Source organism: Streptococcus sp. V940, assembly GCF_054353495.1.
In genome coordinates this window covers 1,117,862-1,144,524 of record NZ_JBTHHZ010000001.1, presented here as the reverse complement: position 1 = coordinate 1,144,524, position 26,663 = coordinate 1,117,862, and the positions used below count along the sequence as shown (strand labels likewise).

The window sequence follows — 26,663 nt, the reverse complement described above, 5'->3', positions numbered from 1 at the left end:
TTTTCTTGATAAAATAGATACATGACTAGATATAAAGCAATCATTTCCTATGATGGTTACGCCTTCGCTGGCTTTCAACGGCAACCACACGCGCGTAGTGTCCAAGAGGAAATTGAAAAAACTTTAACCAAATTAAATAAAGGGCAGGCCATTACCATCCATGGTGCAGGGCGAACGGATAGTGGTGTTCATGCGCTAGGGCAGGTTATCCACTTTGACCTTCCCTCTCAGATGAATGAGGAAAAGCTTCGCTTCGCTCTCGATACTCAAAGCCCTGAAGATATCGATGTGATTTCGATTGAGATTGTGGCTGATGCTTTTCATTGCCGTTATGCCAAGCATAGCAAGACCTATGAGTTTATCGTGGATAGAGGGCGTCCTAAAAATCCTATGAGACGTCATTATGCCACCCACTATCCCTATCCACTAGATGTGGGACGCATGCAAAAGGCTGTAAAGAAATTAGAAGGAACCCATGATTTTACCGGTTTTACTGCTGCCGGAACGAGTGTGGAGGACAAAGTAAGAACAATCACGGAAGCCAGTCTTAGGGTTGACGATACCGGTCAATTTTTGACCTTTACTTTCTCTGGCAATGGCTTCCTCTATAAGCAGATTCGAAATATGGTTGGGACCTTGCTGAAAATTGGTAATAACAGAATGCCGATAGAGCAGATTGACCTGATTTTGGAGAAAAAAGACAGACAGTTGGCAGGCCCGACTGCAGCACCCAATGGTTTGTATTTGAAGGAGATTCGTTATGAAGAATAATCGTATTTTAGCACTTTCAGGAAATGATATTTTTAGTGGTGGTGGACTAGCTGCTGACCTTGCGACCTATACCTTGAATGGTTTGCATGGTTTTGTAGCTATGACTTGCTTAACTGCTTTGACAGAAAATGGATTTGAGGTCTTTCCGACAGATGAGACTATTTTCCAACAACAGTTGGATAGTCTGAAGAGCGTAGACTTTGGAGGGATTAAGATTGGTCTCTTACCGACTGTTGGTGTTGCTGAGAAAGCTCTTAACTTTATCAAGGAACGCACAGGAGTTCCAGTGGTATTGGATCCAGTTCTTGTTTGTAAGGAAACGCATGACGTTGCAGTCAGCGAGCTCTGTCAAGAGTTGATTCGCTTTTTCCCTTATGTGACTGTAATTACACCCAATCTTCCTGAGGCAGAATTGCTAGCAGGTCAAAAGATTGAAACCTTGGACGATATGAAGGATGCAGCGCAGAAATTACATGACTTGGGTGCGCCAGCAGTGATTATTAAGGGTGGAAATCGTCTCAGTCAGGATAAGGCTGTGGATGTCTTTTATGATGGAGAGAATTTTACCATTCTTGAAAATCCAGTCATTCAAGGACAAAATGCTGGTGCAGGATGTACCTTTGCATCAAGCATTGCTAGTCAGTTAGTCAAGGGAGAGGAGCTATTACCAGCGGTTGAGAGTTCCAAAGCCTTTGTTTACCGTGCCATCGCACAAGCAGATCAATATGGAGTAAGACAGTATGAAGCAAACAAAAACAAGTAAAATCGCCCTATTATCAATACTGACTGCCCTATCGGTAGTTTTAGGTTATATTGTCAAAATCCCAACCCAAACAGGAATCTTAACTCTTTTAGATGCTGGTATCTTTTTCACTGCTTTTTATTATGGAAAACGAGAAGGAGCTATTGTGGGAGGTTTAGGAGGTTTTATTATTGACCTGATCTCAGGCTATCCTCATTGGATGTTCTTCAGCTTGCTTTTCCATGGTTTGCAGGGTTACTTTGCAGGTTTTAAAGGAAAATGGAAGTGGCTTGGATTAGTTTTAGCAACTTTTCTCATGGTAGCTGGATATGCATGTGCGACATCTTGGATGAAAGGTTGGGGTGTAGCTCTGACAGATATTCCTCACAATTTGTTGCAGAATTTTGTTGGAATGATTGTTGGGTATCTTCTCTATCAGAGTATTAAGAAAATTAGTAAGCAGTAAAAAGGAAGTATTCCCTGGGAACTATTGAAAAAAATCTGATTATTTGCTAAAATGAAAGCTATGAAAACACTCTACGATGTGCAACAATTTCTCAAACAGTTCGGTATTCTTGTCTATATGGGCAAACGTCTTTATGACATTGAATTAATGAAGATTGAACTATCTCGAATCTATGATGCTGGTTTGATGGATAAACTGGATTATCTAGAAGCGGAGGCTGTTCTTCGCAGAGAGCACAAACTAGAATTAGACTATTTAGAAAAAAATGGAGATTAGATATTATGGTAACTTGGGTATTATGGGGACTTGTAGTGGCGATGTTGGCATGGATGGGATACAACTATCTTCGTATTCGCCGTGCAGCAAAAATTGTAGACAATGCAGAATTTGAATCTTTGATTCGTACAGGTCAGCTAATTGACTTGCGTGAGCCAGCTGACTTCCACAGAAAACATATCCTCGGAGCTCGTAATATTCCTTCAAATCAATTGAAGACAAGTCTTGCAGCTCTTCGCAAGGATAAACCTGTCCTTCTATATGAAAACCAACGTGCGCAACGTGTAACCAATGCAGCACTTTTCTTGAAAAAACAAGGTTTCTCAGAAATTTATATCCTTTCTTACGGATTGGATTCTTGGACAGGGAAGGTTAAGACCAGCTAATATTCTGTAAAAAGTTATTGAATTGTAGATAAATCTAGCTTTTTATGATATAATTAATTTGTATTAAATTTAAGGAGTTTTTATTATGCAAGAAAAGAAAAAAGCATCACTTGTTTTAGGTATCCTATCTATCGTCCTTGGTTTGTTATCTCCAATCGTAGGTCTTATTTTGGGTATCATTGGACTTGTTTTGGCTAATTCGCACGAAAAACAATCTGGACTAGTGTATAAAACAGAAAAAATTCTCAATATCGTAGGGATTGTCATTTCTGTACTTAACTGGATTGCAGCCCTCGTAATGATTTTTGGCTAATCAAAAAGCAAAAACAAAAAAGCTTTAGTTTTAAAGCTTTTTTTTGTTTTATCCACTTTTCGTTAAGTGGTTTTTAATCATTTCTAGTTCTTTCTAATTCTTTTTGGCTCAGGGACAGGGTTTCATAGTTCTAAAACTTGTTACCTAATAGATAAAGCCGGTTTTTATGGTATAATGAATGGGTAAAAAATTTAAGGAGTTTTTATATAATGAATGCGCAGCAAAAGAAAAAAGCCTCACTTGCTTTGGGTATTCTATCTATCGTCCTTGGATTGCCATCTCCAATAGTAGGACTGATTCTAGGTATCGTTGGACTAGTCATGGCTAATTCAAGTCAAAAAGAATCTGGTCTAGACTTTAAAAGAGAAAGAATCCTAAGTATCGTGGGGATCGTAGTTTCTGTCCTTAGCTGGATTGTGGACATCGCTTTATTTTATAGCTTAGCAAGAATCTAAAAAAGCTTTAGTTTTAAAGCTTTTTTGTTTTATCCACTTTTTTCTAAGTAGTTTTTAATGATTTTCAATTCCCCTTGATTCAAGGGTCGGTATTGACCTTCTGCTAGGTCAGGATCTAATAGAAAATCTCCGAACTGAACTCGTTTGAGGGCAGTGACCTTGACACCAACTGAGAGGAACATTTTCTTGACCTGATGAAATTTCCCTTCAGAGATGGTGATGGTGGCTCGGCTGAGACTAGGGCTTGAAGATAGAATCTCAAGCTGAGCAGGTTTACAAATAGTTCCATCAAGAAAGACAATCCCATTTTTGAACTGCTGGATGTGATCTGGTGTGAGCAAGCCGTTCACCTCAACTTGATAAGTTTTATCGACATGATATTGAGGGTGGAGAAGTTGAAAACCTAGAGGGCCATTGTTTGTTAAGAGGAGGAGCCCTGTCGTATCTCGATCTAGCCGACCGACAGCATAGAGTTGGTCTGATTGGAGGTGTTGAGGCAGTAAGTCCATAATCGTCGGGAGCTTCTTGTCCTTGCTTGCTGTCACGACACCATTTGGTTTGTGAAGCATGAGATAGGTGTGCTCATATCCTTGGATTTTTCTACCCTGAAAAATCAACTCTTGTAATCCCGTATCAACATTCTGTGCAAGGGAAGTAGCAGGGACTCCATCTACCAAGATTTCTTTTTTTAGGAGAGCCTGTTTCATGGCTTTTCGACTGATTTTTTCCTGGGCTAATAAATTATCTAAACGCATACCAGCCTATCTTATCACAAGTCGGGATTTTTGAAAAGAAAAGATAAGTCATGAATTTTCTTTTGAAAACATTTACACTTACTTGAGTTAAGTCATTTTCTTAAAATTGTGGTATAATTGCTCAGTTAGAAAATAAATTTTTGAATATAACAGAGGAAATCATGACAAAATTAAGAGAAGATATCCGTAACATCGCGATTATCGCCCACGTCGACCACGGTAAAACGACCCTCGTTGACGAATTATTAAAACAATCTGAAACTCTTGATGCGCGTACAGAATTAGCTGAACGTGCAATGGACTCAAACGATATTGAAAAAGAGCGTGGAATTACCATCCTTGCGAAGAATACAGCAGTTGCCTACAACGGAACTCGTATCAATATCATGGACACACCAGGACACGCGGACTTCGGTGGAGAAGTTGAACGTATCATGAAAATGGTTGACGGTGTAGTCTTGGTAGTGGATTCTTACGAAGGTACTATGCCTCAAACTCGTTTCGTATTGAAAAAAGCTTTGGAACAAGACCTTGTCCCAATCGTTGTTATCAATAAAATTGACAAACCATCAGCTCGTCCAGCAGAAGTAGTGGATGAAGTTTTGGAACTCTTCATCGAGCTTGGTGCAGATGATGATCAGCTTGACTTCCCAGTAGTCTATGCTTCAGCAATCAACGGAACATCTTCATTGTCAGATGATCCAGCCGACCAAGAAAAGACTATGGCGCCAATCTTTGATACCATTATTGACCACATTCCAGCTCCAATCGATAACTCAGATGAGCCCCTTCAATTCCAAGTGTCACTTTTGGACTACAATGATTTCGTTGGTCGTATCGGTATCGGCCGTGTCTTCCGTGGTACTGTTAAGGTCGGAGACCAAGTTACTCTTTCTAAACTTGATGGTACAACTAAGAACTTCCGTGTTACAAAACTCTTTGGTTTCTTTGGTTTGGAACGTCGTGAAATCCAAGAAGCTAAGGCTGGTGACTTGATTGCCGTATCAGGTATGGAAGATATCTTCGTTGGGGAAACAATCACTCCAACAGATGCAGTTGAAGCTCTTCCAGTTCTTCACATCGACGAACCTACTCTTCAAATGACCTTCTTGGTTAACAACTCACCATTTGCTGGTCGTGAAGGAAAATGGGTGACTTCTCGTAAGGTTGAAGAGCGTCTTCAAGCAGAATTGCAAACAGACGTATCTCTTCGTGTAGATCCAACAGACTCACCAGATAAGTGGACAGTTTCAGGACGTGGGGAATTGCACTTGTCAATCCTCATCGAGACTATGCGTCGTGAAGGTTACGAGCTTCAAGTATCTCGTCCAGAAGTTATCGTCAAAGAAATCGATGGTGTGAAGTGTGAGCCATTTGAGCGCGTGCAAATCGACACACCAGAAGAATACCAAGGATCTGTTATCCAAAGCCTTTCTGAACGTAAGGGTGAAATGTTGGATATGATTTCAACTGGTAATGGTCAAACTCGTTTGGTCTTCCTAGTTCCTGCGCGTGGTTTGATTGGATACTCAACTGAGTTCTTGTCAATGACTCGTGGTTACGGGATTATGAACCATACCTTCGACCAATACTTGCCATTGATTCCAGGGGAAATTGGCGGACGTCACCGTGGTGCCCTTGTTTCGATCGATGCTGGTAAGGCTACAACCTACTCTATCATGTCTATCGAAGAACGTGGTACTATCTTTGTCAACCCAGGTACTGAGGTTTACGAAGGAATGATCATCGGTGAAAACTCTCGTGAAAATGACTTGACTGTTAATATCACGAAGGCAAAACAAATGACTAACGTTCGTTCTGCTACTAAGGACCAAACAGCGGTTATCAAAACTCCTCGTATCTTGACACTTGAAGAATCACTTGAGTTCTTGAACGATGATGAATACATGGAAGTAACACCTGAATCTATCCGTTTGCGTAAGCAAATCCTCAACAAGGCAGAGCGTGAGAAAGCAAACAAAAAGAAAAAATCAGCTGAATAAGAGCTAGAAAGAGATAAAGATGGTCTATTTAATCATAGGGATACTCTTATTACTACTCTATGTATTTGCGACACCTCAAAGTATCAAGGGGACGGTCAATGTTGTAATATTAGTCTTTGGACTTGTTGCCCTCGTAATCTTGTTGCTCTTGTCTGCCCTACAGATTTTCCAACTTCCAGCAGAAATCTTTATTACATTGGGAATGCTGGCTCTTACTTACTTTAGTTTGAGAGATATCAGTCTCATGTCGATTCGAAAGAAGCGCGAAAATTAAATCTATTCATAACAAAAAACTTCTATCAGCAACTGAGTTGCCGATAGAAGTTTTTATTTGTTACTGTTTTTGTCAGAATAACGGTTGTAGAAATCTACTTTTATCTGGATAAAATGTTCTAATTCACGAAAGAGTTGTAATAGGGTTGCCCGTGTCTCAAACTCTTCTCTAGTTTTAGGGAGAGAGCGATTGCGAAACACCTCTAGGTAGCTCTCAATATCATTCAATAAGTCGTAGGCTGGATTTGTTTGAGTCAATTGGCTAGCTGTTTTTGAAAAGAGCTGAGCGACAATCAAACTCTCACTAGCGGCTAGTTGGCATGTGTTGATTTGTTGAGCCATATTTCTTAAGATACGCGTTTGTCTTTGTCGCATCTCAAAGTAGTGGATATGATAATCTGTCTGGTGAAAGAGATGGTCAGAGTGATCGAGGTAAACTAACTTAAGAGCATCCTCAAGTAGTTGATCAAGTTCGTTGACTAGTTGAGCTTGATTTCGACCATCTCCTCTTTTCAGATAGTAAGAAAGTCGTAGAAGAACATCTCTGAGTTTTCCTTCAACAAGAGTATGATAATGTTGAATTTCTTTTTGCCTTGAAGGCATGTAGAGATTGACCAGAAGTGCAAAGCCAGTACCGATTAGGAAGAGTAAGAGCTCATTCAGTAAAAGTGCTGGTGCTGTTGATTGTTGGATTAAGAGATGGCTGACCAGAACGCTACTAGGAGTGATTCCAATTTCCCAACCCAGTTTATAGGCAAGGGGAACATAGAATGCTAAGTAGAGTCCAAAGCTCCAGATATGATAACCAGTTAGTTGAAAGGCAATAACACCAATCATTAACGCCAGCAAGGTTGAAAAAAGTCGATTGCGGGCTAGCTTGATCGTGCTTCTTCGAGTATCAGAAAGACTCAAGATAGCAATGATACCAGCTGATACAGCTGATGACAAATCAAAAAAGTAGGCTAGTAAACAAGCAAAACAGGTTGCCAGGACTAGTTTTAAAGTACGTTGAGTGATAGACATAGAATATTTCCTTGAGATAAATGCTTTAAAGTTTTAGTAGTAGGTGAGGTAGAAAGGTCTATTCCAAGAGAGTTATTGAGAAACTAATTTGTTCTCTATGTAGTGGTTTGATTATAGTATAAATATTTTTTGAAATCAAGTGAATCTAATAATAGTATAGGCAGAATGAATATTTACCAAACTGGTTCAGATATCGTTTTATGGTATAATTGATAAAAGGAGTTTTACATGCAAGAATTTTTTAAAAGTTATTTTAATAAGCTAGATTTAACAACGGTATTTGAGAATCTTTTAACGAAAGTGATTTCTCTTTTAATTTTATTTGTGCTATTTTACATAGCTAAACAGCTTCTCCATGCAGCTGTCAAGAGAATTGTGAAGCCTTCACTTAAGTATTCAAAGCGTGATGCAGGTCGACAAAAGACAATCTCGCGTTTATTAGAAAATATTTTTAATTACACCCTTTATTTCTTTTTAGTTTACTGCATTTTGTCTATCCTAGGATTACCTGTATCTAGTTTACTAGCTGGTGCTGGGATTGCTGGGGTTGCAATTGGTATGGGGGCACAGGGTTTCTTATCAGATGTTATCAATGGCTTCTTTATCCTCTTTGAACGCCAGTTGGATGTAGGGGATGAAGTTATTTTGACAAATGGTCCCATTACTGTATCGGGAAAAGTAGTTAGTGTCGGAATTCGAACCACTCAACTAAGAGGTGAAGACCAGGCTCTCCACTTTGTTCCCAACCGTAATATTACTGTGGTTAGCAATTTTTCAAGAGACGAATTGAACTGAAATTTTACTTGATTTGTGGTACAATAGAGGGAGTTTGGTAAAGGAGAAACGATGTTTTTAGATGAGCAATTAGGAAATGGTTGTGTTTGGATCAATCTAGATGTAGAAAAAATTAAAAATCTTGAAGATTTATCTGAAATCTACGGATTGGATAAGGAAACCATCGAATATGCGCTGGATAAAAATGAACGTGCCCATATGGATTACAACCGTGAGAATGGGACTGTGACCTTTATCTACAATGTTTTGGACTTAGAAAAGGACAAGGATTACTATGAAGCGATTCCCATGACCTTTATCGTTGAAAACAAACGAATGATTACCATCAGCAACCATAAGAATGCTTATGTCATTGATCAGATGTTAGCTTATCTGGATAGCCATGAGTCGCTTTCTATTTACAAATTTCTTTTTGCTAGTCTAGAAATCATTAGTAACGCCTATTATCCAATCATTGAAAAGATGGATAAGAGTAAAGATGAAGTCAACAGCTTACTTCGTCAGAGAACAACCAAGAGAAATCTTTTTGCTCTTTCCGACTTGGAGACTGGTATGGTTTACTTGACAGCAGCGGCAAAACAAAATCGACTCCTCTTGGAACATATCCAGGGCCATGCTCTTTATCGGAGATTTAATGATGTCGAACGAGAGCAGTTTGATGATGCCATGATTGAAGCCCATCAGTTGGTGTCTATGACAGACTTGATTTCTCAAGTCTTGCAACAACTCTCAGCTTCTTACAACAACATCCTAAACAATAACCTGAATGATAGTTTGACAATTTTGACTATTATCTCCGTCTTACTAGCAGTACTTGCGGTTATTACAGGTTTCTTCGGAATGAATGTTCCTCTACCATTTACAGAAGAGCCAAATGCTTGGATTTATATCTTGGTGACTAGCTTGATTTTATGGGCGGCATTATCTCAATGGCTGAAGAAAATTACTAGAAAATAAAAGAAAAGGAGCCAAAATGGTAATTGAAAACTACATGCCAGACTTTGCTGTAGAAGCAGTTTATGATTTGACAGTCCAAAGCCTGAAAAACCAAGGGATCAAAGCTGTTTTGGTGGATTTGGACAACACTCTGATTGCTTGGAATAACCCTGATGGGACTTCAGAGATGAAGCAATGGTTACATGACCTTCGTGATGCTGGTATTCGCATTATCGTAGTGTCCAACAACTCTAAAAAACGAGTTCAACGTGCGGTTGAAAAATTTGGGATTGACTATGTTTATTGGGCTTTGAAGCCTTTTACTTTCGGGATTGATCGTGCTATGAAAGAATTTCACTATGAGAAAAATGAAGTCGTCATGGTTGGGGATCAGCTCATGACAGATATTCGTGCAGCTCACCGTGCAGGAATTCGCTCGATTTTGGTCAAACCTTTGGTCCAGCATGACTCTATCAAAACACAGATTAACCGCGCTCGTGAGCGCCGTGTCATGAAACAAATCACTGAAAAGTACGGGCCTATCACATATAAAAAAGGAATCTAACTATGGAAGAAATTCTCTGTATTGGCTGTGGAGCAACCATTCAGACGACAGATAAGACTGGTCTAGGCTTTACGCCTCAGTCAGCACTCGAAAAAGGTTTGGAGACTGGTGAAGTTTATTGCCAACGCTGTTTTCGTCTTCGTCATTACAATGAAATCACAGATGTGCAGTTGACGGATGATGGTTTCCTAAAACTCTTGCACGAGGTGGGAGACAGTGATGCCTTAGTAGTGAACGTCATCGATATCTTTGACTTTAATGGCTCTGTTATCCCAGGATTGCCTCGTTTTGTATCAGGTAATGATGTGCTCTTGGTTGGAAATAAAAAAGACATCCTCCCTAAGTCAGTTAAACCAGGCAAGATTAGTCAATGGCTTATGGAACGTGCCCATGAGGAGGGTCTTCGTCCAGTCGATGTCGTCCTGACTTCAGCCCAAAACAAGCATGCTATCAAGGAAGTCATTGACAAGATCGAGCACTATCGTAAGGGTCGTGACGTCTATGTAGTTGGGGTTACCAATGTTGGGAAATCAACTCTTATCAACGCAATTATCCAGGAAATTACGGGTGACCAGAACGTCATCACAACATCACGTTTCCCAGGGACAACCTTAGATAAGATTGAGATCCCACTTGATGATGGTTCTTATATCTATGATACACCGGGAATTATCCATCGTCATCAGATGGCCCATTACTTGACGGCTAAAAACCTCAAGTATGTCAGTCCTAAAAAGGAAATCAAACCTAAAACCTACCAGCTCAATCCTGAGCAAACCCTCTTTTTAGGAGGTTTGGGACGATTTGATTTCATTGCAGGAGAAAAGCAAGGTTTCACAGCTTTCTTTGATAATGAACTCAAACTTCATCGTACCAAGCTTGAAGGAGCGAGTGACTTTTACGATAAGCACCTTGGAACCCTCCTTACACCACCAAATAACAAGGAAAAAGAAGACTTTCCAAAACTGGTCCAACATGTCTTTACTATCAAGGATAAGACAGACCTCGTTATCTCAGGACTAGGCTGGATCCGTGTAGCAGGAACTGCCAAAGTAGCCGTCTGGGCACCAGAAGGCGTAGCAGTCGTCGCACGAAAAGCAATTATTTAAACACAGAAAGGAAAGGGTTGTCTTTATAAAGGCGAGCATTACGAGCCCTTAGAAGATACTTTTCGCCGTGGTGTTAGTTGGTACAAGTGATTGTACCAACTGCGGAAAATTTGAGACCTTAGGCTCAAATTTTAGTCATGAAAGTCCGAAGGACTTTGCTGACGTCCGTCACCACTTCAGAAAAGTATAAAAAGAAACTCTTTTAAATGAATTATGTCATTAACATCAAAACAACGTGCCTTCCTCAACAGCCAGGCACACACCCTCAAACCCATCATCCAAATCGGGAAAAATGGACTCAACGACCAAATCAAAACTAGCGTTCGTCAGGCACTTGATGCCCGCGAATTGATCAAGGTTACTCTCTTGCAAAACACAGATGAAAACATCCACGAAGTAGCTGAAATCTTAGAAGAAGAAATCGGTGTGGATACAGTCCAAAAAATCGGTCGTATCTTGATTTTATATAAACAATCAAGCAAGAAAGAAAATCGTAAGATTTCTAAAAAAGTTAAAGAAATCTAAAAATATACTCCCAAACTGTTTTTACAGAAGACTAAAGGAGATTAGCCTATGGCAATCGAATTATTAACTCCCTTTACAAAAGTGGAGTTAGAGCCAGAAATCAAGGATAAAAAACGTAAGCAAGTTGGAATCTTAGGGGGAAATTTTAACCCTGTTCACAATGCCCACCTTATCGTGGCAGACCAAGTGCGCCAACAGTTAGGATTGGATCAAGTTCTGCTCATGCCTGAGTATCAACCGCCTCACGTAGACAAAAAGGAAACCATTTCTGAACACCACCGCCTCAAGATGCTTGAATTGGCTATCGATGGAATCGAAGGTTTAGCTATTGAGACCATCGAGCTAGAGCGTAAGGGTATTTCCTACACCTACGACACCATGAAGATTTTGACAGAGAAGAATCCAGATACAGATTATTACTTTATCATCGGCGCTGACATGGTAGACTATTTACCTAAATGGTATAGAATTGACGAACTGGTCGACCTCGTTCAGTTTGTAGGAGTTCAGCGACCACGATACAAGGCTGGGACTTCTTATCCAGTCATCTGGGTGGATGTGCCTCTCATGGATATTTCATCCAGTATGGTACGTGATTTCATCGCCCAAGGTCGCACACCTAACTTTCTCTTGCCAAAATCAGTGCTAGACTATATTGAGAAAGAGGGGCTTTACTGATGGCATACCAAGACTATATCAACTGTTCGCGTGAAGAATTGTTGGAAAAAATGGCAGAGCTCCTACCTGAAAAACGTCTAACCCATTGTCTGGGTGTAGAGCGTGCAGCCATAGAATTGGCTCAGCGCTTTGGTGTGGATGTTGAGAAAGCTGGTTTGGCAGGTCTCCTTCATGACTATGCTAAAAAGCTATCAGATCAAGAATTTTTAGACTTGATAGATCGTTATCAACTTGACTCTGATCTTAAAAACTGGGGCAATAATGTCTGGCATGGCATGGTCGGTATCTACAAGATTCAGGAAGATTTGGATTTGAAAGATACTGAAATTTTGCGTGCAATAGAAATCCATACAGTTGGAGCTGGCCAGATGACGGAACTTGATAAGGTTATCTACGTCGCAGACTACATCGAGCATAATCGTGCCTTTCCAGGGGTGGACCAGGCGCGTGAGATTGCAAGTTTGTCGCTTAATAAGGCAGTAGCCTATGAAACAGCTCGCACTGTGGAACATTTGGCTCGCCAGGGATTGCCTATCTATCCCCAAACCCTTGAAACCTATAACGCCTATGTACACTATTTGAAAGAGGACTAAATGAACGAAAAAGAATTATTAGAACTAGTCGTGAAAGCGGCTGATGAGAAACGTGCCGAGGACATTCTCGCACTTGATGTACAAGAATTGACCAGTGTGACAGACTACTTTGTTATCACTAGTTCTATGAATAGCCGTCAATTGGACGCTATCGCTGAAAATATCCGTGAAAAAGTAGCCCAAGCGGGCTTTAAAGGTAGTCACGTTGAAGGCGATGCAGCTGGTGGCTGGGTCTTACTTGACCTTGGTGGAGTCGTTGTGCATATCTTCTCAGAAGAAATGCGTGCCCACTATAACCTAGAAAAACTATGGCATGAAGCAAGTTCTGTAGACATCTCAGAAACTCTGGCTTAGAAGATGAACTCAGTTGCAGTCAACTGGGTTTTATTTGCTTATTTTAGAAGAAAATGGATAGAAAGGTGAGGGCGAGTGGTATTTGCCAGGGACGCCCTTTGTAACTTAATTATGCCTACTTATGAAACTTTTGCAGCGGTTTACGATGCAGTCATGGATGATAGTTTATACGATAAATGGACGGATTTTTCCCTCCGTCATTTGCCTAAGACTAAGGAGAGAAAGAAACTCTTGGAATTGGCTTGTGGTACAGGCATCCAGTCTGTGCGCTTTTCTCAGGCTGGTTTTAATGTGACTGGACTGGACTTGAGCGCGGACATGTTGAAGATTGCTGAGAAGAGAGCTACTTCAGCCAAGCAAAAGATTGATTTTATGGAAGGCAATATGCTGGATTTGTCCAAGGCTGGTAAATACGACTTTGTGACCTGTTATTCTGATTCTATCTGCTACATGCAGGATGAGGTGGAAGTCGGGGATGTCTTTAAAGAAGTCTATAATGCTCTCAATGAGGACGGGGTCTTTATCTTTGATGTGCATTCGACCTACCAGACAGATGAGGTCTTTCCTGGCTATTCCTATCATGAAAATGCAGAAGACTTTGCCATGCTTTGGGATACCTACGAGGATGCAGCGCCACATTCTATCGTGCATGAGTTGACCTTCTTTATCAAGGAAGCAGACGGTTCTTTTAGTCGTCACGACGAAGTGCATGAGGAGCGTACATACGAGGTCTTGACCTATGATATTTTGCTGGAACAGGCTGGTTTCAAATCCTTCAAGCTTTATGCTGACTTTGAGGATAAGGAGCCTACAGAAACCAGCACCCGTTGGTTTTTTGTCGCGCAGAAGTAGGAGAACATCATGACCATTACAGGTATTATAGCGGAGTTCAATCCCTTTCATAATGGCCACAAATACCTGCTAGACCAGGCGGATGGGCTGAAAATCGTTGCCATGTCTGGAAATTTCATGCAGCGTGGAGAGCCTGCTATCGTGGACAAGTGGACAAGGGCTCAAATGGCACTTGAGAATGGAGCGGACTTGGTAGTGGAATTGCCCTTTTTAGTCAGTGTACAAGCAGCGGATTTCTTCGGACAAGGAGCAGTAGATATCTTGGCGCAGTTAGGAATTGACAGCCTAGCTTTTGGGACAGAGGAAGTTCTAGATTACCAGAAAATTGCAGATTTATATGCAGAACGTGGTCAAGAGATGGAAGCCTTCGTGGAAAACTTACCTGATTCTCTATCTTACCCACAGAAAACCCAAGTCATGTGGAAGGAATTTGCAGGTCTTGATTTTTCAGGTGAAACGCCAAATCATGTTCTTGCTCTTGCCTACGCCAAGGCAGTTGCTGGAAGAGATATCAAACTTCATCCAATCAAGCGTCAGGGGGCAGGCTATCATTCGGTGGACAAGGATGTGGACTTTGCCTCGGCCACAGCTCTCCGTCAGCACCAAACAGACCAAGATTTCTTAGAACGCTTTATGCCTTCTGTTAATCTCTTTGAAAATGCTAGTAAGGTGAGCTGGGAAGATTATTTTCCACTTTTACGCTATCAAATCTTGTCAAATCCAGACCTAACTACTATTTATCAGGTCAATCAAGAAATGGCTGTGCGTATTAAGGAAGCCATCAAAATAGCAAAATCTATTGAGGAATTGGTTGAGTTAGTGGCTACCAAACGCTACACCAAGGCGCGTGTGCGACGACTCTTGACCTATATCTTGGTGCAGGCTAGAGAAAGTGACTTGCCAGAAGCCATTCATGTCCTAGGTTTTACCGAAAAAGGTAGACAACACCTTAAAGCTCTCAAAGAGCAGGTTAATCTAGTTAGCCGAATCGGCAAAGAACCCTGGGATGCCATAACACAAAAGGCAGACCAAATTTATCAACTGGGACACCCGAGTATAGCAGAACAAAATTTTGGTCGAGTGCCAATCAGAATCGAATTGAACTAAGTCTACTGTGAGGTGGACTTTTTTCTTATTTTTTGCAAAAAAATTCTTTTAAAAAATAGTTAGGTTTAAGAAGCTTATTTTACTAAGGAAAATGAAGATATTGCTCCTAAAAATAACTATAACAACTTCCATTTAAGGTTTGTTAAAAATATTTTTTTGTGGTAAAATGTATAAGAATGCATGTCATTCAGATAAACAAATAAATTGAGGTAAAAACATGGAAATTATGACAATTGTTATAGTTGTTTTTGCCGTCATCATTGGTTTAGTCATTGGATATGTCAGCATCTCAGTCAAGATGAAATCATCACAAGAGGCTGCAGAGTTGATGCTTTTAAATGCTGAACAAGAAGCAACTAATTTACGAGGACAAGCTGAGCGCGAAGCGGATTTATTACTTAATGAAGCTAAAAGTGAAAGCAAATCCCTTAAAAAAGAAGCACTATTGGAGGCTAAAGAGGAAGCCAGAAAATACCGCGAAGAAGTGGACGCTGAATTTAAGTCGGAGCGTCAAGAACTCAAGCAAATCGAAAGTCGTTTGACGGAGAGAGCTACGAGCCTTGACCGTAAAGACGATAATTTGACGAACAAAGAAAAAACACTTGAACAAAAAGAACAAAGTATTTCTGATAGAGCAAAAAACCTTGATGCACGTGAAGAGCAACTAGAGGAAATTGAAAAGCAAAAGCAAGCAGAACTAGAGCGTGTCGGAAGTCTGACACAGTCAGAGGCAAAAGACATTATCTTAGCTCAAACAGAGGAAGACTTGAGCAAGGAAATTGCTAGCCGTATTCGTGAGGCTGAGCAAGAAGTTAAGGAACGTTCTGATAAACTTGCTAAGGATATTTTGTCCCAAGCCATGCAGAGAATTGCTGGTGAGTATGTAGCTGAGTCTACCAACTCAACAGTTCATCTGCCTGATGATACCATGAAAGGTCGTATCATTGGTCGTGAAGGTCGTAACATCCGTACCTTTGAAAGTTTGACAGGGGTTGATGTCATCATTGATGATACGCCAGAAGTGGTAACCTTGTCAGGTTTTGATCCTATCCGCCGTGAGATTGCCCGTATGACGATGGAAACCTTGCTCAAGGATGGACGTATTCACCCAGCTCGCATCGAAGAGTTGGTTGAGAAAAACCGTCAAGAAATTGATAATCGTATTCGTGAATATGGTGAAGCAGCAGCCTATGAAATCGGTGCACCTAACCTTCACCCAGACTTGATGAAGATCATGGGTCGCTTACAGTTCCGTACTTCGTACGGACAAAATGTCTTGCGACACTCAATCGAAGTGGCTAAGTTAGCTGGTATCATGGCTAGCGAACTTGGTGAAAATGCAGCTCTTGCCCGCCGTGCAGGATTCCTTCACGATATTGGTAAAGCCATTGACCGAGAAGTAGAAGGTAGCCACGTTGAGATTGGTACTGAATTAGCTCGCAAGTACAAAGAACATCCAGTCGTGATTAACACAATTGCTAGTCACCATGGTGATGTAGAGCCTGAAAGTGTGATTGCAGTTCTCGTTGCTGCAGCGGACGCCTTGAGCGCAGCCCGTCCAGGAGCTCGTAGCGAATCGCTTGAAAGCTACATCAAACGTCTCCATGATTTAGAAGAAATCGCTAATAGCTTTGAAGGTGTTCAAAATAGCTTTGCCCTTCAAGCTGGTCGTGAAATCCGCATCATGGTAAACCCAGGTCAAATCAAGGACGACAAAGTCACAATTTTAGCTCACAAAGTTCGTGAGAAAATTGAAAGTAATCTCGATTACCCAGGTAATATCAAGGTAACCGTGATTCGTGAACTTCGTGCAGTTGATTATGCAAAATAAATAAGAAAGAGCAGTTGAAAAATTACTGCTTTTTTGTTACACTAGATAGAAAGATTGTAGTAAGCAGAATGGCTTTACATAGTGAATTCAGATGAATTTTCAAGTCATTTCACAAACTATCCAAAGGAGACATCATGGCAGACCGTGGCTTACTAATCGTTTTTTCAGGTCCTTCAGGAGTTGGAAAAGGAACGGTTAGACGAGAAATTTTTGAGAGTTCTGAAAACCAATTCCAATATTCTGTATCTATGACAACGCGGGCGCAACGTCCAGGTGAAGTAGATGGAGTTGACTATTTCTTCCGTACGCGTGAAGAATTTGAAGAATTAATTCGTCAAGGACAGATGTTAGAGTATGCAGAGTATGTAGGCAACTACTACGGAACTCCTCTGACCTATGTCAATGAAACCCTTGATAAGGGGATTGACGTCTTTCTTGAAATTGAAGTACAGGGAGCTCTTCAGGTCAAGAAAAAAGTTCCAGATGCAGTCTTTATCTTTTTGACACCACCAGATTTGGAAGAATTGCAAGATCGTCTCGTAGGCCGTGGTACCGATAGCGCAGAAGTGATTGCCCAACGTATCGAAAAAGCCAAAGAAGAAATTGCTTTGATGCGTGAGTACGACTATGCTATTGTCAATGATCATGTTCCTCTTGCCGCAGAACGTGTCAAACGTGTGATTGAAGCAGAACATTTCCGCGTCGATCGTGTCATCGGTCACTACCAGGATATGCTACCAAAGTCTCCAACTATTCGCTAAACTATAGAAAACAGGTACAAACAAATGATGCTTAAACCCTCTATTGATACCTTGCTTGACAAGGTACCATCAAAATATTCACTCGTCATCTTGGAAGCAAAACGTGCTCACGAATTAGAAGCTGGAGCAACTCCAACACAAGAATTCAAATCTGAAAAATCTACACTTCGTGCCTTGGAAGAAATTGAATCAGGGAATGTAACCATCCACCCAGATCCAGAAGGAAAACGCGAAGCTGTTCGTCGTCGTATCGAAGAAGAAAGACGATTGAGAGAAGAAGAAGAAAAGAAAATCAAAGAGCAAATCGCGAAAGAAAAAGAAGAAGGTGAAAAAATTTAAGGTTGGGGGGACTCAATCTTATTTTTTCTATTGCAAGAATACTCAATCAATTAAAAGGATTTAAGTTGAGAAGGAGGTGAGGATATGGCTATTGCAAAAATTATTGTGGATGTTCCCTTGATGCAGACGGATCAACCATACAGTTACAAGATTCCTGAGGAATTTGTAGATATGCTGGAAGTTGGCATGCGAGTTCATGTACCCTTCGGGAAGGCTAATCGCTTGATTCAAGGGATTGTTCTTGGAATAGAACAAGAATCTGATGTAGATGTGGCAGATGAGGACTTGAAAGAAATTGCTGAGGTGCTGGACTTTTCTCCTGTCTTAACGGAGGAACAACTCTGGCTGGCCGAAGAACTACGTAAGTCAGTTTTTTCATACAAGATTTCCATTCTAAAAGCTATGCTTCCAGGATTTTTGAATTCTAGCTATGATAAAATCCTCTATCCTCTGGAAGGCTTGAGTCAGGAGGAAAAGGAGCGCTTATTCGGTTCGCAAGAATCTCTAGCCTTTTCATCGCTTGACTTGAAAAAGCAGGCCGAGATGATGCGATTGACTCGCAAAGGACTTTTGAAGTTAGAGTATCAGGCTATAGATCAAAAGAAGGTCAAAACACAGTCTTGGATTCAAGTGAATCTTGACAAATTAGAAAAGCTAGAAATCTCAAACCGTGCCAAGAAGAAATTGGAACTGCGAGATTATTTATTAGCACATCCAGAAAGTACTCCTTTGGCTACTTTGTTAGAACATTATTCTCGCGAACAAATCAATTTCTTTGTGGAACAGGGTGCTTTGACGATTCTTCAAAAAGAAGTTCAACGTTCAGCTGCCTACTTTGAAGGAATCGAGTCAAATCAAGCCTTAGAGTTAAACCCAGAGCAAAAACAAGCCTGTGAGGCGGTTGTTGGAGCGATTGGAAAGAAACATCCTCCCTTTCTTCTACAAGGAATCACTGGAAGTGGGAAAACCGAGGTTTACTTGCAGATTATCCAAGGTGCCTTGGATATGGGAAAAACAGCGATTGTTCTAGTTCCGGAAATCTCTCTGACACCTCAAATGACCGAGCGCTTTATTGCTCGTTTTGGTGAGCAAGTTGCCATCCTCCACTCAGGCTTGTCCAACGGTGAAAAGTATGATGAGTGGCGCAAGGTGGAGCGTGGAGATGCTCAGGTAGTTGTTGGGGCCAGGTCTGCTATTTTTGCACCTTTGAAAAATCTAGGTGTTATCATTATCGATGAAGAGCATGAGGCTAGTTATAAGCAAGATAGCAATCCTCGCTATCATGCTAGAGATGTGGCTCTTTTACGAGCTCAATACAATCAAGCTGCCCTAGTTCTTGGTTCTGCAACACCAAGTCTAGAAAGCCGTGCGCGTGCTGGAAAAGGCGTTTATCAACATCTACTTCTGACTCAGCGGGCCAATCCTTTAGCAAGCATTCCTGAAGTTCAACTGATTGACTTCCGAGACTATATCGGGCAGAATGAGACATCAAACTTTACACCACCACTGATTGAGGCCATTCAAGATCGACTGGATAAAAAAGAGCAGGTTGTTCTCATGCTCAATCGTCGTGGTTATTCTAGCTTTGTCATGTGCCGGGAATGTGGGACAGTTGATACCTGTCCCAACTGCGATATTTCTCTGACGCTGCACATGGATACTAAGACTATGAATTGTCATTATTGTGGTTTTACGAAGGAAATTCCACATGTCTGTCCAAACTGTCAGAGTCGTAGCATTCGTTACTATGGAACAGGGACTCAAAAGGCCTACGATGAGCTAACAGAACTCTTTCCAGAGGCACGCATTCTACGCATGGATGTGGATACAACTCGTAAAAAAGGCAGTCACCAAGCTTTACTTGAGCAGTTTGGCAAAGGGGAGGCAGATATCCTGTTGGGAACTCAGATGATTGCCAAGGGCTTGGATTTTCCAAATGTGACCTTAGTTGGTGTTCTCAATGCGGACACAGCCTTGAACCTGCCTGATTTTCGTTCTTCTGAGAGAACCTTCCAACTCTTGACCCAGGTGGCAGGTCGCGCCGGTCGTGCTGAAAAGGCAGGTCAGGTCTTGATTCAGTCCTATAATCCACAACACTATGCCATTCGATTTGCCAAGGATCAGGACTACGAAGGTTTTTATGCCTATGAAATGGGTATCAGACGTCAGTTGGGTTATCCACCTTATTATTTTACTATTGGAATCACCTTATCTCATAAAAAAGAAGAAGAGGTTCTTAGACGTGCATATCAAGTCATGGATATTTTGCGGTCAGGTTTATCGGATGCTAGTGTAATTCTAGGTCCGACACCAAAACCTATCGCTCGCACTCATAACCTCTATCATTACCAAATTTTGATTAAATACCGTTTAGAAGATGAGTTAGCTTCAACCCTTAATCAGGTCCTAGCCCTAACTCAAGAACGTGAAAATAGCGAACTTCGTCTCAGTATTGACCACGAACCGCAACAATTTTTATAGAAGGAGAAAAGATGACAAAACTAATCTTTATGGGAACTCCCAATTTTTCAGCAACTGTTTTAAAGGGGCTTTTATCAGATGACCGCTACGAGATTGTAGCGGTTGTAACTCAGCCAGATCGTGCGGTTGGACGTAAAAAAGTTATTCAGGAAACCCCAGTGAAACAAGCTGCCAAAGAGGCAGGCCTACCTATCTACCAACCAGAAAAATTATCAGGTAGTCCAGAAATGGAAGCTATCATGAATTTGGGAGCTGACGGGATTGTGACTGCAGCTTTTGGACAATTTCTCCCAAGTAAACTCCTTGATAGCATGGATTTTGCAGTCAACGTTCATGCTTCCCTCCTTCCCAAACACCGTGGTGGAGCTCCTATTCATTATGCCTTGATTCAGGGTGATGAGGAGGCAGGAGTAACCATTATGGAAATGGTCAAGGAAATGGACGCAGGAGACATGATTTCTCGTCGCAGTATTCCCATTACTGATGAGGACAATGTTGGAACTTTGTTTGAAAAATTGGCCATTGTTGGGCGTGATTTGCTTTTGGAAACTCTACCTGCTTATATAGCTGGTGAAATTCAGCCTCAATCGCAAGATCCAAGCCAAGTAACTTTCTCACCAAATATTAAACCTGAGGAGGAAAAACTGGACTGGAACAAGACCAACCGTCAACTTTTCAACCAAATCCGTGGGATGAATCCATGGCCAGTTGCTCATACCTTCCTAAAAGGAGAACGTTTCAAAATCTATGAAGCCCTACCTGTAGAAGGCAAGGGGAATCCAGGTGAGATACTCTCCATCGGTAAGAAAGAATTGATTGTCGCAACAGCAGAAGGAGCTCTATCTCTCAAACAGGTTCAACCAGCAGGGAAACCTAAAATGGACATTGCTTCCTTCCTCAACGGAGTTGGACGGACATTGGCTGTAGGAGAACGATTTGGTGACTAAAGTAGAAACGGCTAGAAGTTTAGCCTTAGAGGCACTAGAGGACGTCCTTGTCAATCAAGCCTACTCCAATATCGCCTTAAATAAACACCTTAAGGGAAGTCAACTGTCAGTAACTGACAAAGGTTTGGTGACAGAGCTTGTTTATGGAACCGTAGCTCGTAAACTAACTTTAGAATGGTATTTGTCTCACTTTATTGAGGATAGAGACAAGCTAGATAACTGGCTCTATGTTTTGCTTCTCATGAGCGTCTACCAACTCCAATACCTAGATAAGCTACCTGATCATGCAGTGGTCAATGAAGCGGTAGAAATTGCAAAACTTCGTAAAAAAGGTAGCGAAAAACTGGTCAATGCAGTCCTTCGTCGTATCTTGCGTGATGGCTTGCCAGATATTGCTAGTATCAAACGTAAGAACAAGCGTGATTCTATCGCCTACTCTTTGCCAGTGTGGTTAGTTTCTAAGCTCAAGGAAGAGTATGGAGAAGAGCGAGCGCGAGCGATTTTTGAGAGTCTTTTGCAACGCAATAAAGCCAGTATTCGGGTGACAGATTTGAGCCGAAAAGAGGAAATTAAAACTCTGCTTGATGCGAGTGATTCTGCTTTATCAGCTTCTGGTCTGGTCAAGGAGCAGGGACATTTTGCGGGTCATGACTTATTTGCTGAAGGGGCTATTACTATCCAGGATGAGTCTAGTCAGCTGGTTGCACCAACACTAGAGCTACAAGGAGAGGAGCAGGTTTTGGATGCTTGTGCAGCTCCAGGTGGGAAAACAGCCCATATGGCCTCTTATCTCACGACAGGTCAGGTAACAGCTCTGGATCTCTACGACCACAAACTCACTTTAATTCAAGAGAATGCAGAGCGCCTAGGAGTAGCAGACCGTGTTCAAACACAAAAATTGGATGCCCGAAAGGTTCACGAGTTTTTTGGTAAGGATCAATTTGATAAGATTCTTGTTGATGCCCCTTGCTCAGGGATTGGTCTATTGCGTCGGAAACCAGATATCAAATACAACAAAGACACTGCTGATTTCGCGTCATTACAGGAAATTCAGTTGGAAATATTAGGTAGTGTTTGTCAAACGCTACGTAAAGGTGGTATAATAACTTATAGTACCTGCACTATTGTCTCTGAGGAGAACTTTCAAGTGGTTCAAGCATTTTTAGAAAGTCATCCAGAGTTCGAGCAGGTAAAACTAGAACACGAATGCAAGGATATCCTAAAAGACGGCTGCATCCTTATTACTCCTGAATTGTATGGAAGTGATGGATTTTTTATTAGCCAATTTCGTAAGATATCCAATTAGGAAGGAACTGACACAATGGAGATTTCATTATTAACAGATGTGGGTCAGAAACGTACAAATAATCAAGACTATGTCAATCTTTTTGTCAACCGTGCCGGTCGTACGATGATTATCTTGGCTGACGGGATGGGAGGACATCGAGCGGGTAATATTGCCAGTGAGATGGCAGTTACGGACTTAGGTGTTGCCTGGGTAGATACTCAGATTGATACCGTGAATGAAGTTCGTGAATGGTTTGCAGAACACCTAGAAATTGAAAATCAAAAGATTTATCAATTGGGGCGTGATGAAGCATATAAAGGAATGGGTACAACTCTAGAAGCCCTTGCAATTATTGATAACCAAGCCATCTATGCTCATATTGGTGATTCTCGTATCGGCTTGGTTCGTGGAGAAGAGTACCACCAATTAACGAGTGATCATTCATTAGTCAATGAGTTGCTCAAGGCAGGTCAATTAACACCTGAAGAAGCTGAGGCTCACCCACAGAAGAATATTATCACCCAGTCTATCGGACAAAAAGATGAGATTCAACCTGATTTAGGGATTGTGAGCTTGGAACCTGGTGACTATATCGTTATGAACAGTGATGGTCTCACGAATATGATTTCAGGAAGCGAAATCTATGACATCGTGACAAGTGATATTTCACTTGAAGACAAGGCGGCAACCTTAGTACGTTTTGCAAACAATGCCGGAGGGCTTGATAACATTACTGTTGCCTTGATTGCGATTGAGGAGGAATCAGAATGATCCAGATCGGCAAGATATTTGCCGGACGATATCGGATTATCAAACAAATTGGCCGTGGTGGGATGGCAGATGTCTACCTGGCCAAAGATTTGATTCTGGATGGGGAAGAGGTAGCGGTGAAGGTTCTGAGGACCAACTACCAAACGGACCCAATCGCTGTTGCACGTTTTCAGCGTGAAGCACGTGCGATGGCGGACCTAGATCATCCTCATATCGTTCGAATTACGGATATCGGTGAAGAAGACGGTCAACAATATCTAGCTATGGAATATGTAGCTGGGCTTGACCTCAAACGTTATATCAAAGAACACTATCCTCTATCAAACGAGGAAGCTGTTCGTATCATGGGTCAAATTCTCTTGGCTATGCGTTTGGCGCACGCAAAGGGGATTATTCACCGTGATTTAAAACCTCAAAATATACTCTTGACTCCTGATGGAACTGCAAAAGTTACTGACTTTGGGATTGCAGTGGCCTTTGCAGAAACCAGTTTGACACAGACCAACTCCATGTTGGGTTCTGTTCACTATCTATCACCTGAGCAGGCGCGTGGTTCTAAGGCGACCATACAGAGTGATATTTATGCAATGGGAATTATCTTTTTCGAAATGTTGACAGGTCATATCCCTTATGATGGAGATAGTGCTGTTACCATTGCACTTCAGCATTTCCAAAAACCACTCCCTTCTGTCATTGCTGAAAATCCATCCGTACCACAATCCTTGGAAAACGTCGTTATAAAAGCGACAGCTAAAAAGTTAACAGACCGTTATCAAACTGTCTCAGAAATGTATGTTGACTTATTGAGCAGCCTTTCTTATAACCGTCGAAATGAACCAAAGTTAGTATTTGAAGATACGAGTAAGGTTGATACAAAAACTTTACCGAAAATGACTCAGTCTACCTTAACAGCGATTCCTAAAGTGCAACCGAAGGAAGAAGCTCCACAGAGTCAAAATTCGACTAAAAAGGCACCGAGTAAAGAAGCTGTTGCAAAACCAGTCAAGAAGCGTCGTTTTAAAGCGAGATATTTGGTGCTTTTAGCCAGCTTTATACTTGTTTTGGCTTCTCTATTTTGGATTGTGTCGAAGACACCAGCAACCGTTGAAATTCCAAAAGTAGCAGGTCAGACTGTAGCAGAAGCTAAGGAAAATCTTAAAAAAGCTAATTTTGAAATTGGTGAGGAGAAGTCCGAAGCTAGTGATACAGTAGAAGAAGGCCGAGTTATTCGAACAGATCCAGATGCTGGTTCAGCTCGAAAAGAAGGAACTAAAGTTAACCTCATCATCTCTTCAGGTCAGCAATCGTTTAAGATTGGAAACTATATTGGACGCAAATCTACGGACGTCATAGCAGAACTGAAAGGGAAAAAAGTCCCTGAAAATCTCATTAAAGTTGTAGAAGAGGAATCAAGTGAAACAGAGGCAGGCCTTGTTATGAAACAGAGCTTGTCAGAAGGAACCACTTATGATCTTAGTAAGGCAACAGATATTACCTTGACAGTAGCCAAGAAGGTAACTAGTGTTCCTATGCCAAGTTATATTGGATCAAGCCTTGAATTTACCAAGAATAACTTGATTCAGATAGTCGGTGTTAAAGAGGCGAATATTGAAGTGGTAGAGGTTTCTACAGCACCAGAAGGGACTGTTGAGGATACTGTGGTTAGTCAAAGTCCAAAACCAGGTGAAGGTGTAGATTTAAATACAACTCGTATCAAAATTTCTATCTACAAACCGAAAACAACAACAACGACAACAAATCCTTCACAAGGAAATCCATATCGTGGAGAGACAACACCACAGATTAGAGAACCACAGACTACTACAGCTCCATCATCTAATGTTCCTTCAGAGAACCATAATGGTGAGAACTAATCAATCTTTGTCACAGTTTTTGTGACAAAGATTTTTTTTCCTTAAAATTTATGATAAAATAAAAGGAGTTTAAAAAGGAGGGGAACATGGACGAATCAAAAGAACTGAATGCAGTCATTGATGTCATTATGTTAGCAGGAACAATTCTGCTTCGCAATGGATCTGAAATCTATCGTGTCGAAGACACCATGATTCGAATTGCTCATTCACAAGGCATCATGGATTGTAATGTTTTGGCCATGCCTGCAGCTATTTTTTTCTCCATTGAAAATACAAATATCTCTCGAATGAAACGAGTAACCTCCTCTGCTTATAATATTGAGAAGGTGTGTGATGTCAATCAGATTTCACGGCAGCTTGTATCAGGACAGCTTGATTTGGAGACAGCCTTTATTCAGCTCAAGCAATTAAATGCTAAGGCATCTCCCTACACCAATGTTCAGCTAACTGCTGCAGCGACCCTTAGTGCTCCCTTCTTCTCTATCATGTTCGGGGGGAATGTCTACGATGCCATTGGTGCAGGAGTAGCAACCATATTTGCTTTCACCTGTTCTCTTTACGTAGAAAAATTTATCCGTATTCCCTTTATGACAGCTTTTGCAGGTGCTCTTGTTTTTGGTTTGATTGCACAATTTTGGGCGCGCTATTCTGGTTTACCATCTACAGCTGATTTGGTCATTGCAGGTGCGGTCATGCCATTTGTACCTGGAATTGCTCTGACCAATGCTGTTAGAGATATTATGACCAATCACATTAACTCTGGTATGAGCAAGATGTTTGAATCCTTGCTGGTTACCCTTGCCTTAGGGGCAGGCACCTCTGTCGCCCTCCTACTCATGAACTAATATGACTCTAACAACATTTTTATTGCAGGCTCTAGCTAGTTTGCTAGCTATTATCACTTTTTTAATCGTTTTAAACGTCCAACGTTCTATGCTCATTCCTGGTGGAGTTTTGGGAATGTCAATCTGGTTGCTTTATCTAATACTCAAGGAGCCAACTAATGTTATTTTGGCGACCTTTATTGCCGCTGTAATTGGTTCTTGTATCAGCCAGATTATGAGTATTCTCTACAAAACACCAGCAGTTGTGTTTGCTTTGGCCATCTTGGCTCCGCTGGTACCGGGTTACCTCTCTTATCGAACAACTTCATTTTTTGTGACAGGCGACTATAGAAACGCCATTGCCAGTGCAATGTTGGTGATGATGTTGGCCCTTGTTATTTCAATAGGAATGGCAAGTGGGACAGTTGTACTGAAGTTGTATCACTATCTCAAAAAAAAATCGAGCTAGCTAAGTCTCGGTTTTTTCGTGGGTAGAGTGGTTGAAAGAACATGAGTACGACGATAGAAATGAACTTGATTTGGGGAATCAAGTCTTTTTTCGCTCATTTG

At 41.3% G+C, this 26,663-nt stretch carries 31 protein-coding genes; 29 read left to right on the top strand and 2 right to left on the bottom strand.

The genetic code is table 11. The features are described 5' to 3' along the window. The first annotated feature begins 21 nt into the window (after positions 1 to 21). The 7 genes from truA to ACXYSM_RS05655 all read left to right on the top strand — a co-directional run bounded on the left by truA (position 22) and on the right by ACXYSM_RS05655 (position 3,409). Complete coding sequence (gene truA, locus ACXYSM_RS05685; RefSeq protein ID WP_458634662.1) at positions 22 to 771, top strand: tRNA pseudouridine(38-40) synthase TruA; 750 nt, start codon at positions 22 to 24, stop codon at positions 769 to 771. Then, complete coding sequence (locus ACXYSM_RS05680) at positions 761 to 1,534, top strand: bifunctional hydroxymethylpyrimidine kinase/phosphomethylpyrimidine kinase (protein WP_458634661.1); 774 nt, start codon at positions 761 to 763, stop codon at positions 1,532 to 1,534. Before truA ends, ACXYSM_RS05680 begins: the two co-directional genes overlap by 11 nt. Further along, entirely contained in the window at positions 1,512 to 1,979 is a 468-nt protein-coding gene (locus tag ACXYSM_RS05675; protein ID WP_195183890.1) for an ECF transporter S component, read from the top strand. Before ACXYSM_RS05680 ends, ACXYSM_RS05675 begins: the two co-directional genes overlap by 23 nt. Positions 1,980 to 2,030: 51 nt before the next feature. Beyond that, entirely contained in the window at positions 2,031 to 2,255 is a 225-nt protein-coding gene (locus tag ACXYSM_RS05670; RefSeq protein WP_024053574.1) for a YqgQ family protein, read from the top strand. A gap of 5 nt (positions 2,256 to 2,260) precedes the next feature. Further along, positions 2,261 to 2,641, top strand: coding sequence for a rhodanese-like domain-containing protein (locus ACXYSM_RS05665; protein WP_004251440.1), 381 nt, complete (start codon positions 2,261 to 2,263; stop codon positions 2,639 to 2,641). Between the two features lie 85 nt (positions 2,642 to 2,726). Continuing rightward, entirely contained in the window at positions 2,727 to 2,954 is a 228-nt protein-coding gene (locus tag ACXYSM_RS05660) for a hypothetical protein (RefSeq protein ID WP_004251438.1), read from the top strand. A 209-nt stretch (positions 2,955 to 3,163) separates the two neighbouring features. After that, positions 3,164 to 3,409: a DUF4190 domain-containing protein gene (locus tag ACXYSM_RS05655; protein WP_247912919.1), complete on the top strand. Its 246-nt coding sequence runs from the start codon at positions 3,164 to 3,166 to the stop codon at positions 3,407 to 3,409. Positions 3,410 to 3,438: 29 nt separating this feature from the next. Here the strand turns inward: ACXYSM_RS05655 and ACXYSM_RS05650 are convergent, their stop codons facing one another. Then, positions 3,439 to 4,164 (bottom strand): pseudouridine synthase, encoded by a 726-nt coding sequence (locus ACXYSM_RS05650; RefSeq protein ID WP_458634660.1) that lies wholly within the window; start codon positions 4,162 to 4,164, stop codon positions 3,439 to 3,441. Positions 4,165 to 4,325: 161 nt separating this feature from the next. Between ACXYSM_RS05650 and typA the strand changes: the two genes are divergently transcribed. Together typA and ACXYSM_RS05640 are read left to right on the top strand one after the other, a co-directional pair. Continuing rightward, a complete protein-coding gene (typA, locus tag ACXYSM_RS05645; protein ID WP_004251427.1) occupies positions 4,326 to 6,167 on the top strand; it encodes a translational GTPase TypA in 1,842 nt (613 codons plus the stop codon). A 19-nt stretch (positions 6,168 to 6,186) separates the two neighbouring features. Continuing rightward, positions 6,187 to 6,441, top strand: coding sequence for a DUF3165 family protein (locus ACXYSM_RS05640; RefSeq protein WP_004251425.1), 255 nt, complete (start codon positions 6,187 to 6,189; stop codon positions 6,439 to 6,441). Between the two features lie 53 nt (positions 6,442 to 6,494). Here the strand turns inward: ACXYSM_RS05640 and ACXYSM_RS05635 are convergent, their stop codons facing one another. Then, positions 6,495 to 7,463 (bottom strand): aromatic acid exporter family protein, encoded by a 969-nt coding sequence (locus ACXYSM_RS05635; protein WP_458634659.1) that lies wholly within the window; start codon positions 7,461 to 7,463, stop codon positions 6,495 to 6,497. Positions 7,464 to 7,691: 228 nt separating this feature from the next. Here ACXYSM_RS05635 and ACXYSM_RS05630 point away from each other — a divergent pair, with 228 nt between their 5' ends. From ACXYSM_RS05630 to ACXYSM_RS05535, 20 genes are all read left to right on the top strand, one after another. Beyond that, a complete protein-coding gene (locus tag ACXYSM_RS05630; protein WP_458634658.1) occupies positions 7,692 to 8,258 on the top strand; it encodes a mechanosensitive ion channel family protein in 567 nt (188 codons plus the stop codon). Between the two features lie 51 nt (positions 8,259 to 8,309). Then, entirely contained in the window at positions 8,310 to 9,215 is a 906-nt protein-coding gene (locus ACXYSM_RS05625) for a magnesium transporter CorA family protein (protein WP_458634657.1), read from the top strand. Between the two features lie 16 nt (positions 9,216 to 9,231). Further along, complete coding sequence (locus tag ACXYSM_RS05620; protein WP_016465499.1) at positions 9,232 to 9,759, top strand: YqeG family HAD IIIA-type phosphatase; 528 nt, start codon at positions 9,232 to 9,234, stop codon at positions 9,757 to 9,759. Between the two features lie 2 nt (positions 9,760 to 9,761). Continuing rightward, positions 9,762 to 10,868: a ribosome biogenesis GTPase YqeH gene (yqeH, locus tag ACXYSM_RS05615; protein WP_458634656.1), complete on the top strand. Its 1,107-nt coding sequence runs from the start codon at positions 9,762 to 9,764 to the stop codon at positions 10,866 to 10,868. Positions 10,869 to 11,081: 213 nt separating this feature from the next. Continuing rightward, on the top strand, positions 11,082 to 11,393 hold the full coding sequence (yhbY, locus tag ACXYSM_RS05610; protein ID WP_000060171.1) for a ribosome assembly RNA-binding protein YhbY: 312 nt from the start codon (positions 11,082 to 11,084) through the stop codon (positions 11,391 to 11,393). 48 nt (positions 11,394 to 11,441) lie between these two features. Beyond that, positions 11,442 to 12,071 (top strand): nicotinate-nucleotide adenylyltransferase, encoded by a 630-nt coding sequence (locus ACXYSM_RS05605; protein WP_075227798.1) that lies wholly within the window; start codon positions 11,442 to 11,444, stop codon positions 12,069 to 12,071. Beyond that, a complete protein-coding gene (gene yqeK, locus ACXYSM_RS05600; RefSeq protein WP_458634655.1) occupies positions 12,071 to 12,664 on the top strand; it encodes a bis(5'-nucleosyl)-tetraphosphatase (symmetrical) YqeK in 594 nt (197 codons plus the stop codon). The genes ACXYSM_RS05605 and yqeK overlap by 1 nt, the downstream gene beginning before the upstream one ends. Then, positions 12,665 to 13,018, top strand: coding sequence for a ribosome silencing factor (gene rsfS, locus ACXYSM_RS05595; RefSeq protein WP_458634654.1), 354 nt, complete (start codon positions 12,665 to 12,667; stop codon positions 13,016 to 13,018). A 111-nt stretch (positions 13,019 to 13,129) separates the two neighbouring features. Next, positions 13,130 to 13,870 carry a class I SAM-dependent DNA methyltransferase gene (locus ACXYSM_RS05590; RefSeq protein WP_458634653.1) on the top strand — a complete coding sequence of 247 codons (741 nt, stop codon included), beginning with the start codon at positions 13,130 to 13,132 and terminating at the stop codon, positions 13,868 to 13,870. A gap of 9 nt (positions 13,871 to 13,879) precedes the next feature. Continuing rightward, positions 13,880 to 14,977: a nucleotidyltransferase gene (locus tag ACXYSM_RS05585; protein ID WP_458634652.1), complete on the top strand. Its 1,098-nt coding sequence runs from the start codon at positions 13,880 to 13,882 to the stop codon at positions 14,975 to 14,977. Positions 14,978 to 15,194: 217 nt separating this feature from the next. Continuing rightward, positions 15,195 to 16,808 carry a ribonuclease Y gene (locus tag ACXYSM_RS05580; RefSeq protein WP_458634651.1) on the top strand — a complete coding sequence of 538 codons (1,614 nt, stop codon included), beginning with the start codon at positions 15,195 to 15,197 and terminating at the stop codon, positions 16,806 to 16,808. A 134-nt stretch (positions 16,809 to 16,942) separates the two neighbouring features. After that, positions 16,943 to 17,569, top strand: a complete 627-nt coding sequence (gene gmk, locus ACXYSM_RS05575; RefSeq protein WP_000775049.1) for a guanylate kinase — start codon at positions 16,943 to 16,945, stop codon at positions 17,567 to 17,569. A 24-nt stretch (positions 17,570 to 17,593) separates the two neighbouring features. After that, the gene (rpoZ, locus tag ACXYSM_RS05570) at positions 17,594 to 17,908 is read left to right on the top strand and encodes a DNA-directed RNA polymerase subunit omega (protein WP_004251389.1); all 315 of its coding nucleotides are present in this window, start codon (positions 17,594 to 17,596) and stop codon (positions 17,906 to 17,908) included. Between the two features lie 84 nt (positions 17,909 to 17,992). Next, positions 17,993 to 20,389, top strand: coding sequence for a primosomal protein N' (locus ACXYSM_RS05565; protein WP_458634650.1), 2,397 nt, complete (start codon positions 17,993 to 17,995; stop codon positions 20,387 to 20,389). 11 nt (positions 20,390 to 20,400) lie between these two features. Beyond that, a complete protein-coding gene (gene fmt, locus ACXYSM_RS05560) occupies positions 20,401 to 21,336 on the top strand; it encodes a methionyl-tRNA formyltransferase (RefSeq protein ID WP_458634649.1) in 936 nt (311 codons plus the stop codon). After that, entirely contained in the window at positions 21,329 to 22,642 is a 1,314-nt protein-coding gene (gene rsmB, locus ACXYSM_RS05555; protein WP_458634648.1) for a 16S rRNA (cytosine(967)-C(5))-methyltransferase RsmB, read from the top strand. Before fmt ends, rsmB begins: the two co-directional genes overlap by 8 nt. A 15-nt stretch (positions 22,643 to 22,657) precedes the next feature. Next, positions 22,658 to 23,395: a Stp1/IreP family PP2C-type Ser/Thr phosphatase gene (locus ACXYSM_RS05550; protein ID WP_045615317.1), complete on the top strand. Its 738-nt coding sequence runs from the start codon at positions 22,658 to 22,660 to the stop codon at positions 23,393 to 23,395. Continuing rightward, positions 23,392 to 25,269 (top strand): Stk1 family PASTA domain-containing Ser/Thr kinase, encoded by a 1,878-nt coding sequence (gene pknB, locus ACXYSM_RS05545; protein ID WP_458634647.1) that lies wholly within the window; start codon positions 23,392 to 23,394, stop codon positions 25,267 to 25,269. The genes ACXYSM_RS05550 and pknB overlap by 4 nt, the downstream gene beginning before the upstream one ends. 86 nt (positions 25,270 to 25,355) lie before the next feature. Then, entirely contained in the window at positions 25,356 to 26,114 is a 759-nt protein-coding gene (locus ACXYSM_RS05540; RefSeq protein WP_458634646.1) for a threonine/serine exporter family protein, read from the top strand. A gap of 1 nt (position 26,115) precedes the next feature. Further along, positions 26,116 to 26,562: a threonine/serine exporter family protein gene (locus ACXYSM_RS05535; protein ID WP_458634645.1), complete on the top strand. Its 447-nt coding sequence runs from the start codon at positions 26,116 to 26,118 to the stop codon at positions 26,560 to 26,562. The last annotated feature ends 101 nt before the right edge of the window (positions 26,563 to 26,663 follow it).

Bases quoted from the DNA above. Each gene is read 5' to 3' on its own strand.
- truA (WP_458634662.1), top strand. From the start codon at position 22: ATGACTAGATATAAAGCAATCATTTCCTATGATGGTTACGCCTTCGCT.
- ACXYSM_RS05680 (WP_458634661.1), top strand. From the start codon at position 761: ATGAAGAATAATCGTATTTTAGCACTTTCAGGAAATGATATTTTTAGT.
- ACXYSM_RS05675 (WP_195183890.1), top strand. From the start codon at position 1,512: ATGAAGCAAACAAAAACAAGTAAAATCGCCCTATTATCAATACTGACT.
- ACXYSM_RS05670 (WP_024053574.1), top strand. From the start codon at position 2,031: ATGAAAGCTATGAAAACACTCTACGATGTGCAACAATTTCTCAAACAG.
- ACXYSM_RS05665 (WP_004251440.1), top strand. From the start codon at position 2,261: ATGGTAACTTGGGTATTATGGGGACTTGTAGTGGCGATGTTGGCATGG.
- ACXYSM_RS05660 (WP_004251438.1), top strand. From the start codon at position 2,727: ATGCAAGAAAAGAAAAAAGCATCACTTGTTTTAGGTATCCTATCTATC.
- ACXYSM_RS05655 (WP_247912919.1), top strand. From the start codon at position 3,164: ATGAATGCGCAGCAAAAGAAAAAAGCCTCACTTGCTTTGGGTATTCTA.
- ACXYSM_RS05650 (WP_458634660.1), bottom strand. From the start codon at position 4,164: ATGCGTTTAGATAATTTATTAGCCCAGGAAAAAATCAGTCGAAAAGCC.
- typA (WP_004251427.1), top strand. From the start codon at position 4,326: ATGACAAAATTAAGAGAAGATATCCGTAACATCGCGATTATCGCCCAC.
- ACXYSM_RS05640 (WP_004251425.1), top strand. From the start codon at position 6,187: ATGGTCTATTTAATCATAGGGATACTCTTATTACTACTCTATGTATTT.
- ACXYSM_RS05635 (WP_458634659.1), bottom strand. From the start codon at position 7,463: ATGTCTATCACTCAACGTACTTTAAAACTAGTCCTGGCAACCTGTTTT.
- ACXYSM_RS05630 (WP_458634658.1), top strand. From the start codon at position 7,692: ATGCAAGAATTTTTTAAAAGTTATTTTAATAAGCTAGATTTAACAACG.
- ACXYSM_RS05625 (WP_458634657.1), top strand. From the start codon at position 8,310: ATGTTTTTAGATGAGCAATTAGGAAATGGTTGTGTTTGGATCAATCTA.
- ACXYSM_RS05620 (WP_016465499.1), top strand. From the start codon at position 9,232: ATGGTAATTGAAAACTACATGCCAGACTTTGCTGTAGAAGCAGTTTAT.
- yqeH (WP_458634656.1), top strand. From the start codon at position 9,762: ATGGAAGAAATTCTCTGTATTGGCTGTGGAGCAACCATTCAGACGACA.
- yhbY (WP_000060171.1), top strand. From the start codon at position 11,082: ATGTCATTAACATCAAAACAACGTGCCTTCCTCAACAGCCAGGCACAC.
- ACXYSM_RS05605 (WP_075227798.1), top strand. From the start codon at position 11,442: ATGGCAATCGAATTATTAACTCCCTTTACAAAAGTGGAGTTAGAGCCA.
- yqeK (WP_458634655.1), top strand. From the start codon at position 12,071: ATGGCATACCAAGACTATATCAACTGTTCGCGTGAAGAATTGTTGGAA.
- rsfS (WP_458634654.1), top strand. From the start codon at position 12,665: ATGAACGAAAAAGAATTATTAGAACTAGTCGTGAAAGCGGCTGATGAG.
- ACXYSM_RS05590 (WP_458634653.1), top strand. From the start codon at position 13,130: ATGCCTACTTATGAAACTTTTGCAGCGGTTTACGATGCAGTCATGGAT.
- ACXYSM_RS05585 (WP_458634652.1), top strand. From the start codon at position 13,880: ATGACCATTACAGGTATTATAGCGGAGTTCAATCCCTTTCATAATGGC.
- ACXYSM_RS05580 (WP_458634651.1), top strand. From the start codon at position 15,195: ATGGAAATTATGACAATTGTTATAGTTGTTTTTGCCGTCATCATTGGT.
- gmk (WP_000775049.1), top strand. From the start codon at position 16,943: ATGGCAGACCGTGGCTTACTAATCGTTTTTTCAGGTCCTTCAGGAGTT.
- rpoZ (WP_004251389.1), top strand. From the start codon at position 17,594: ATGATGCTTAAACCCTCTATTGATACCTTGCTTGACAAGGTACCATCA.
- ACXYSM_RS05565 (WP_458634650.1), top strand. From the start codon at position 17,993: ATGGCTATTGCAAAAATTATTGTGGATGTTCCCTTGATGCAGACGGAT.
- fmt (WP_458634649.1), top strand. From the start codon at position 20,401: ATGACAAAACTAATCTTTATGGGAACTCCCAATTTTTCAGCAACTGTT.
- ACXYSM_RS05550 (WP_045615317.1), top strand. From the start codon at position 22,658: ATGGAGATTTCATTATTAACAGATGTGGGTCAGAAACGTACAAATAAT.
- pknB (WP_458634647.1), top strand. From the start codon at position 23,392: ATGATCCAGATCGGCAAGATATTTGCCGGACGATATCGGATTATCAAA.
- ACXYSM_RS05540 (WP_458634646.1), top strand. From the start codon at position 25,356: ATGGACGAATCAAAAGAACTGAATGCAGTCATTGATGTCATTATGTTA.
- ACXYSM_RS05535 (WP_458634645.1), top strand. From the start codon at position 26,116: ATGACTCTAACAACATTTTTATTGCAGGCTCTAGCTAGTTTGCTAGCT.